Raw genomic sequence first — 7,426 nt, 5'->3', positions numbered from 1 at the left:
CATATAACCTTGTGTATTTAATAGTCCAGAGGCTTTTTCAATAATCATCTGCTTAGTTCGTTCGCCTTTTCGCATATTTTTGTCCTCATTTCTGACTAATTTTTCAAACTGAGTAGTCTGTTAAATTTAGTATAACGCTATAAGTCTTCAAAACCACATTATTTTTATCTGAACATTTGGATTATATTGACAAATTATATCTCCTATATTGTATAATAAAAACAGACCGTTTTGTATTTTTTATAATAGAGGGGTGTTAAAATGACTAAAAAAGTTTATCTGCAAAAATTTATGAATGGTGAGGTTCCACATCCGCCCATTGCAAGGTTAATTGGAGCGGAACTTGTAAATGTCGAAGAAGGAAAAGCAGTTTTTGAATTACAATGTGATACAGAAAAACATGCAAATCCTATGGGTACAATCCACGGTGGGATTTTATGCGATATTGCAGATATGGCGATGGGTGTGGCCTTTTGTTAGTACATTAGAAATTAATGAAACATTTACAACCGTTGAACTTAAAATTAACTATTTAAAACCCGTCTGGAACGAAAAAATTATAGCAAAAGCAGAGGTTATGAAAAGAGGAAATACGATAGGCTTGATCAAGTGTGATGTTTTCGATGAAGGAGGTTCTTTAGTCGCTCATGCTTTAAGTACGTGTATGATTCTTCGAGGTGAAAAATCAGCAGGAAGATAGGAGCACAATTTTAGCTTATCGAATAACGAACCTCAAAAAGCGATATTAGTAACAGTTCAATAACCATACGGGTAAAATATTTGATATTGAGTAATTTATGATACTTACTTTAATAAAAAGAGGGAATATAATTCCCTCTTTTTTGGCATCACAAATCGCTACATTTAAATATACTTTTTCAACACAATAGCTTAATTGTGGGCCCCTCAACCAAATGAGTTTGTTATACCAATGTTCACTTCATTCTTACTTGCCCCTTCAGATACATAGTCTAAATCACATTCTGAATCAGGATGAGTTAAATTGATGGTTGGAGGAATAATGCCTTCCTGCAGACTTTTCACTAAGGCAATTGTCTCTACACCCCCTGCTGCGCCAAGCATATGGCCAAGCATCGATTTATTCTCCTATCATTTTTCTATATTGCAAAACGTATTTATCCAATCACAAGTATGGAAACCAAAATCATCGTTAACTTTTGTTTGAAATAGTTTTTATATCAATTTAAAGTTAATGAAAAAATGCCAGCTCGTAGAATAATTAAGAAGAATGTGGCAAGATTATAGGAGGAAAATCAATATAAGTCTGTGTTTTTAAGTTTCTTTGTTGACAAAATAATTTAATTTGTACATTGGTATAGCAACTTGAATAGTTAGCTACTTAATAAAAAATAGTTAAATTGTCACATTTTGAAAACACGATAGATACATTGAATTTCTTGATCGCTCATTCTACAACAACCCTTAGCCTTGGTTTTGCTATGCACTGTAAGAAAAACCATTTTTCTTCCTCATCCTCCACTTTCCTCCTAAAATCGTAGTAGAATTTCATAATGATAGAATCCTGGTGATATTCCTTTTAATAGGCCATTTTCAAAATTCAATACTGAACTCTTAATTCCCATTTAACTAAATTAATTAAGTTTTCCATCGAGCCATCGCTATAAAGCTCTTTTAAAGAGATAGGACGCTGTTCTACTTTATTTATGTAGGCAATTTTATTCGAAGATAAAATGAGGGACACAATTTTATTTGCTTTCTGAACGCTTTGATAATTTTTATACAATATTGAATCGTATTTTCTAATCCTCCTTTAAGTAAAACCACAAGACCTGCATTAATATTATAAGTTTTCAGAAAAACGAACAATACTAATCACTACCTCATCTTCTCCATAACTGATATGAGCACGATAATACGGATATACTTTTAGAGTTATCTCATATAATCCACCAATCCCACTTAGTTGCTTTATTTTAAGCATTTCTGTTTCATATGAAGCCCAAGTAAGATGTTTTGGTGCATTTTTGTCATCCTTATATATATCAATGATTGCTTTATCTACTGGCTCTCTTAGGCTATTTATAAGTGCCAGTTTTAGAGTATCACTTAATTCTGTCTCAGCTTCATTTATTGTTTTTGCATTCGCTTTTGTATTAGATATCACTAATACCATTACTACTATAAGAAATACTACAATTCTCTTCATAATTATCACCTCATTTTAGTTTTCTAAGAACTAAAATGATTTATTCCACTATCATGCTAAAAAATAAAATAAGTGCCTCATCAACTCCCAAGAGTTATTGAACTAATGCTCTCGTTAGTTGAATAAGTATTTAAAGGCGATTTCCAAAAATGGAAGTCGCCTTTTTTGTTTCTTTAAATGAATGGTACCAAAACTTAAAAAAGTTCTAACAATAACGAAACAACTTTTCTGAAGTAACTTTTCGTTAATTTTGGCAAGCTTTAATAAGGGCTAATTCTTGCCTACTCCATTATTAAAGGGAGTCTTTTTTGTAAGAACGAGCTCTGCAGCAATTGGTAAATGATCAGAAGCAGAAGTGTTTATGACTTCCCCAGTACTAATTTTGACATCTTCAGAAGTAAAAATATAGTCGATGCGACGATTTGGTTTATCTACAGGAATGGTATAATCCTCATTTTGACCGAGTACATCAAACACATCTTTATATTGGGCAGTCATCTTTATAATTTCTGCACTTTCAGGTATAGCATTGAAGTCTCCAACAAAGATATTTGCACCTTCATTTTGATTTGCTATGTCAAGTACCTCTCTGATTTGAAGATCCCTTTGTTCGGCTCTTTTATTATCAAGATGTGTATTGTAAAAATTAACGTGATTTCCTTTCACGTTAATTACGGTTTCTAAAAGGCCGCGTTGCTCTGTCGGGCTTACTGGATAAGGAATATTAGTGAGCAGATGATTCTCGGCAGATAGGATAGGATATTTACTTAATACAGCCGTCCCATATTGACGACGCTGTTGCCCTACCTGTAAAGGTTCATAGTCAAGATTTGCTGCATATGTATATTGCATTCCTAAATAATTTGCCAACCATTTCGCTTGATCTTCGAAATTACTACGTTCCGAAAAATGATTATCTACTTCTTGCAAACCAATTATATCAGCATCTGATTGTTTAATAACTTTTGCAATTCTTTGCAAATCCAAATTAGTATCTGTGCCTTCTCCATGATGAATATTATACGACATGACTTTAATTTCAGTTTCATTACCCCTTTCAAAAATTGGACGTTCTTCAGCGGCAATCGATTTACTGTTGTACGAGAACATAGGAATCATGCATAGCAATAAAATAAAAGCAAAAAATTTCTTAAACAAGTCTATCATCCTCTCAAAGTTTTCTATTAAACAACTTTAAGAATAAAAAATTTTCATTATCGAAATAGTGGAATTTTGTAAAAAAAGTGTAAAAACTAATTTAATATAAAAATTGGGACCGTATAGATCAGGAAGTATCTTTTATTCTTATTGAACTAATCTGCAATTTACTCCAATAAAAAAGAACCGCCGAAGCAGTTCATGTTGTTCAACTAACGCATGCGTTAGTTCAATAAAGATATTTCAATTAAATCCCTAAAATAGTTATATACTCTTGATCTTTTAGTTGGTCTGTTATCCATTTTTTAAATTCATTTATTAAAAAAGTTAAACTTAAAATATTTTGCTCGTAGTTTTTTCTAAAATTTTTTTCTGTTTCGCCCACAAACAAAAACCCAATCCTATTCTTTAACTCACTCTCAGTAGGGTTATTTGTTAAATATCGATTAAATCCCTCAAGATCGTTAAGGATTCGTTCCAAAATATCTTTATTAATTTCACTCATACCCCATAAACTATAATTTTAATAATTCTTTTCAATAAATTTGGAAAGATATGTAAAAGTCTCATCTGTAAAATATTGGCAAAGTCATAACAATGTGCGATGGTAAAATTCCAATAGCAGATGCTTTAAATAATTTATAATAATTCTTTTCTCATAAGAGTATATAAAATTTTCAAAAAAAGGCGGCTTATCATTTTTAGCAAGCTGCCTGTTTTTTATCAAAGAGAATAGTAACTCCTTGTATTTATTTCAAAATATTTAAAGCTTCCTTCGTAAATGAACGCAGTTCTTCGGTGTTACCTTCACGAATTTTTGCTACCCAAGCCGGATCGCTTAGTAGTGCTCGTCCAACGGCCACAAGATCAAACTCTTCTCGCTCAAGACGGTCGATCAGATTATCGATATCTGCCGGTTGTCCACCCTTACCTTCCGTGAATAAGCTCTTGATCTCAGAATCCAAACCAACTGATCCGACTGTAATTACTGGTTTACCAGTAATTTTACGAGCCCAGCCAGCCAGGTTAAGGTCTGATTCCTCGAACTCTGGCTTCCAGAATCGTCGTGTTGAAGCATGGAAAATATCTACACCAGCCTCAGACAGTGGTTCAAGGAAAATTTTCAATTCATCGGGAGTCTTTGCTAATTTGAAATTATAGTCGGTAGCTTTCCATTGAGAAAATCGGAAAATAATAGTAAAGTTAGGACCGACAGCTTGACGCACGGCTTTGATTACGTCTACAGCAAAACGTGTGCGACTTACTAGATCACCACCATATTCATCTGTACGTTTATTGGTTACGTCCCAGAAGAACTGGTCTATAAGGTATCCATGAGCGCCATGTATTTCCACTGCATCAAACCCAAGTTTCTTAGCATTAGAGGCAGCATTTGCGTAAGCTTGAATGAGTTCTTGAATCTCTTCGACGCTTAACGGTTCAGATACCTTTTCACCAGTTAAACTGATACCTGATGGACCGATTGGATTGACATCTGAATCAGGAAAATTTTTCTTTTCGCGCGCCATACCAGTGTGCCAAATCTGTGGAGCAATTTTTCCTCCAGCCTCATGTACTTCCTTAACAACTTGCGCCCATCCGTTTAGAGCTTCTTCACCATAAAAATGTGGAACATCAGGTTCTGCTCCAGCTGCAGGATGCTCAATTAGAGTACCTTCAGTGATAATTAAACCAACTCCGTTCTCAGCTCGTCGTCGATAATATTCAGCTACATTGGAACCTGGAATCCCATTCGGTGAAAACTTGCGGGTCATTGGTGCCATAACAAATCGATTTTCAAGCTTCAATTCTCCAATTTCAAATGAGGTAAATAATGGTTCAACAGATTTTGTTGATTTCATAAATTTCTCTCCTTTTTAACTAATAAAATAATTGGTTAATCAAAAGTAGTCTCTGTAAGGAGTAGGAGACTTATTCTAACTACAATTTTTATTGGATTTAGTTTAAATTCATTTGTAAAATATTGAAGTCCTTTTAGTCAACGAACAATATATAAATAGTTATAACAGATAAAAAAATTCCTTTTTTTACCAATTCACTTTCCTCCGAAATTTCAAATGAAAATTAGCCTCTCAATATTTATTGTAACATTCCTTATTCAGCTAAACTGCCATATAGGTAAATAGAGGCTGATCGAATGATCACCCTCTATTTGTTGTTCAACTAACGCGCCAGTTAGTTGCATAAGAAATAAATAATACACACTGATATGACAGTAATCATTGCTAAAATGAAAAAATAAAATTGAGAAATTTCTTTATTAATTTCTTTAAACATTTTTTTTAGGATATCTTCAAGTATTCTAAAGAGATTCAAAACTATAAGCATCATTATTACCGTAAAATACAGCCTATTATTTATTAACTTTGTTTCAATAATCAATAGAATTGGTATAAAAAATATTGAAAGCAAAAAATTAATTAAATCTTTCTTAGAACTTTTAAACAACCAAATTCCATAAATTCGAAAAAAATTCATGACGTTACCACCAATCGCAACATATTAGTAAATATTTATATTTTATATATTCGATTGAAAATAGGAAATTCCTTGAAATTAATAAAAGATGAGCCACTTCTGTGACTCATGATCTTCAACTAACGCGCCAGTTAGTTGCATAACGTCTAATAATGCTAAAAATGGTTTGATTCACATACCAATACTATAATCTGATTCAACTATCTTTACTTCAAAAATAAGCTGCCGTAGAGTAATTCCAGTACAATTTAATAACTATCTCATTTTTAAAATTATTTTCCCTTTAGCTCTGCCGGATTCCGAATATTCCATCGCCATTTGAGCTTCTTTAAAAGAAAAGACTTTGTCAATTACAGGTTTAATTTTTCCGGATTCGACAAAGTTTGAAATAATACGTAATTGATCTCCACTAGGCTTCATAAACAAAAACGTATATTGAACATTATACTTTTTTTCGAGCATAGTTAGTTTATAACTTGCTGCTGAAAATAGCATTGTTTTAAAAAATCCTGAACCATACTCCTTACCAAATCGAGCGTTTGGCAATCCTGAAACGGAAACAATTTTCCCACTGTTTTTTAAAATACTAAATGATTTTTCGAGTGTCTCTCCCCCAAGTGTATCAAATACCGCATCGTAATTTTTCAATTTTTCTTCAAATTTTGTACTTTTGTAATTGATAACTTCATCTGTACCGAGAGATTTAACCAAATCCATTCCTTTTGCACTTGCAGTTGTTGTAACGGTGGCACCCATTAGTTTCGCGAGTTGAATAGCAAAGGTACCGACACCACCAGATCCAGCATGAATCAAAATCTTATCTCCTTTCTGTATTTGAAGGATGTCATGTAAAGCTTGATATGAGGTTAATCCAACGAGTGGAATTGATGCAGCTTCCTCAAAGCTCAAATTTTTAGGTTTTAACGCTATATCCTCTTCATGAACTGCGATATATTCAGCAAATGTTCCCATTTTCTGTTTACGTGGACGTCCATAGATTTCATCTCCAACGTTAAAACGAGTTACTTTTGCACCAACCTTTACCACTACACCTGAAAAGTCATTACCAAGGATAAGCGGCATTTTATATTTTAGTAACATTTTTACTTTTCCATCGCGTATTTTAAAATCAACAGGGTTAATACTAGCTGCATGTATTTCTGCAAGCACTTCATTTTCTCCAATATCAGGTAAGGTCATTTCTACCATATGCATCGGTACTTTCCCATATCGATCAATAACCATTGCTTTCATTTTCTATCCCTCCAAATAACTTCGTTTCACTATATAAAGTATCAATAAAATTTTTGCAGTAAAACCTCGATATCCTTCACAAGATCTTTTAATAAACCTAATTTTGTACGGACATCAATAAAGTAAAAATTTTTTGTTCCTTCTTTTCGCATTAAAATGACACCCGCATCTCGCAAAATCCTAAGATGATGTGACACAGCAGGACGAGATAGATGTGTTTGTTGAGTGATTTCACCTACACGCAATCCTGTTTGACATTCCGTACCCATTAACACTAACAAAATGGATTGACGAGTTTCATCTCCAATCGCTAATAGTACTTTTTGA

Annotated in this window: 8 protein-coding genes and 1 pseudogene; 2 read left to right on the top strand and 7 right to left on the bottom strand. The window is 33.1% G+C overall.

Annotated features, from left to right (window positions below; all coding sequences use genetic code 11):
- Window positions 1-261: 261 nt before the first annotated feature.
- On the top strand, window positions 262-480 hold the full coding sequence (locus V7056_RS19530; RefSeq protein WP_499704058.1) for a PaaI family thioesterase: 219 nt from the start codon (window positions 262-264) through the stop codon (window positions 478-480).
- Window positions 401-700 carry a PaaI family thioesterase gene (locus tag V7056_RS19525; RefSeq protein WP_499704057.1) on the top strand — a complete coding sequence of 100 codons (300 nt, stop codon included), beginning with the start codon at window positions 401-403 and terminating at the stop codon, window positions 698-700. The genes V7056_RS19530 and V7056_RS19525 overlap by 80 nt, the downstream gene beginning before the upstream one ends.
- A 206-nt stretch (window positions 701-906) precedes the next feature.
- Here the strand turns inward: V7056_RS19525 and V7056_RS19520 are convergent.
- The 7 genes and pseudogenes from V7056_RS19520 to V7056_RS19490 form a co-directional block, all read right to left on the bottom strand.
- Window positions 907-1,104 (bottom strand): annotated as a pseudogene (locus V7056_RS19520) (beta-ketoacyl-[acyl-carrier-protein] synthase II); the annotation flags it as partial.
- Window positions 1,105-1,822: 718 nt separating this feature from the next.
- A complete protein-coding gene (locus V7056_RS19515; protein ID WP_499704056.1) occupies window positions 1,823-2,188 on the bottom strand; it encodes a DUF3888 domain-containing protein in 366 nt (121 codons plus the stop codon).
- Window positions 2,189-2,458: 270 nt separating this feature from the next.
- Complete coding sequence (locus V7056_RS19510; RefSeq protein ID WP_499704055.1) at window positions 2,459-3,346, bottom strand: endonuclease/exonuclease/phosphatase family protein; 888 nt, start codon at window positions 3,344-3,346, stop codon at window positions 2,459-2,461.
- A gap of 247 nt (window positions 3,347-3,593) precedes the next feature.
- A complete protein-coding gene (locus V7056_RS19505) occupies window positions 3,594-3,851 on the bottom strand; it encodes a hypothetical protein (RefSeq protein WP_499704054.1) in 258 nt (85 codons plus the stop codon).
- A gap of 244 nt (window positions 3,852-4,095) precedes the next feature.
- Window positions 4,096-5,208, bottom strand: a complete 1,113-nt coding sequence (locus V7056_RS19500) for an NADH:flavin oxidoreductase (RefSeq protein WP_499704053.1) — start codon at window positions 5,206-5,208, stop codon at window positions 4,096-4,098.
- An 892-nt stretch (window positions 5,209-6,100) separates the two neighbouring features.
- The gene (locus V7056_RS19495; protein WP_499704052.1) at window positions 6,101-7,099 is read right to left on the bottom strand and encodes an NADP-dependent oxidoreductase; all 999 of its coding nucleotides are present in this window, start codon (window positions 7,097-7,099) and stop codon (window positions 6,101-6,103) included.
- Between the two features lie 41 nt (window positions 7,100-7,140).
- Window positions 7,141-7,426, bottom strand: a 286-nt coding sequence (locus tag V7056_RS19490) for an ArsR/SmtB family transcription factor (RefSeq protein WP_499704051.1), incomplete at its 5' end; no start/stop codon positions are given.

This window comes from Bacillus sp. JJ664, from assembly GCF_036962205.1.
Lineage (GTDB): Bacteria > Bacillota > Bacilli > Bacillales > Bacillaceae_G > Gottfriedia.
This window is presented reverse-complemented; position numbering and strand designations above follow the sequence as displayed.

Coding starts and splice junctions, on each gene's coding strand:
- V7056_RS19515 (WP_499704056.1), bottom strand. CDS start 2,188: ATGAAGAGAATTGTAGTATTTCTTATAGTAGTAATGGTATTAGTGATA.
- V7056_RS19495 (WP_499704052.1), bottom strand. CDS start 7,099: ATGAAAGCAATGGTTATTGATCGATATGGGAAAGTACCGATGCATATG.
- V7056_RS19525 (WP_499704057.1), top strand. CDS start 401: ATGCAAATCCTATGGGTACAATCCACGGTGGGATTTTATGCGATATTG.
- V7056_RS19530 (WP_499704058.1), top strand. CDS start 262: ATGACTAAAAAAGTTTATCTGCAAAAATTTATGAATGGTGAGGTTCCA.
- V7056_RS19505 (WP_499704054.1), bottom strand. CDS start 3,851: ATGAGTGAAATTAATAAAGATATTTTGGAACGAATCCTTAACGATCTT.
- V7056_RS19500 (WP_499704053.1), bottom strand. CDS start 5,208: ATGAAATCAACAAAATCTGTTGAACCATTATTTACCTCATTTGAAATT.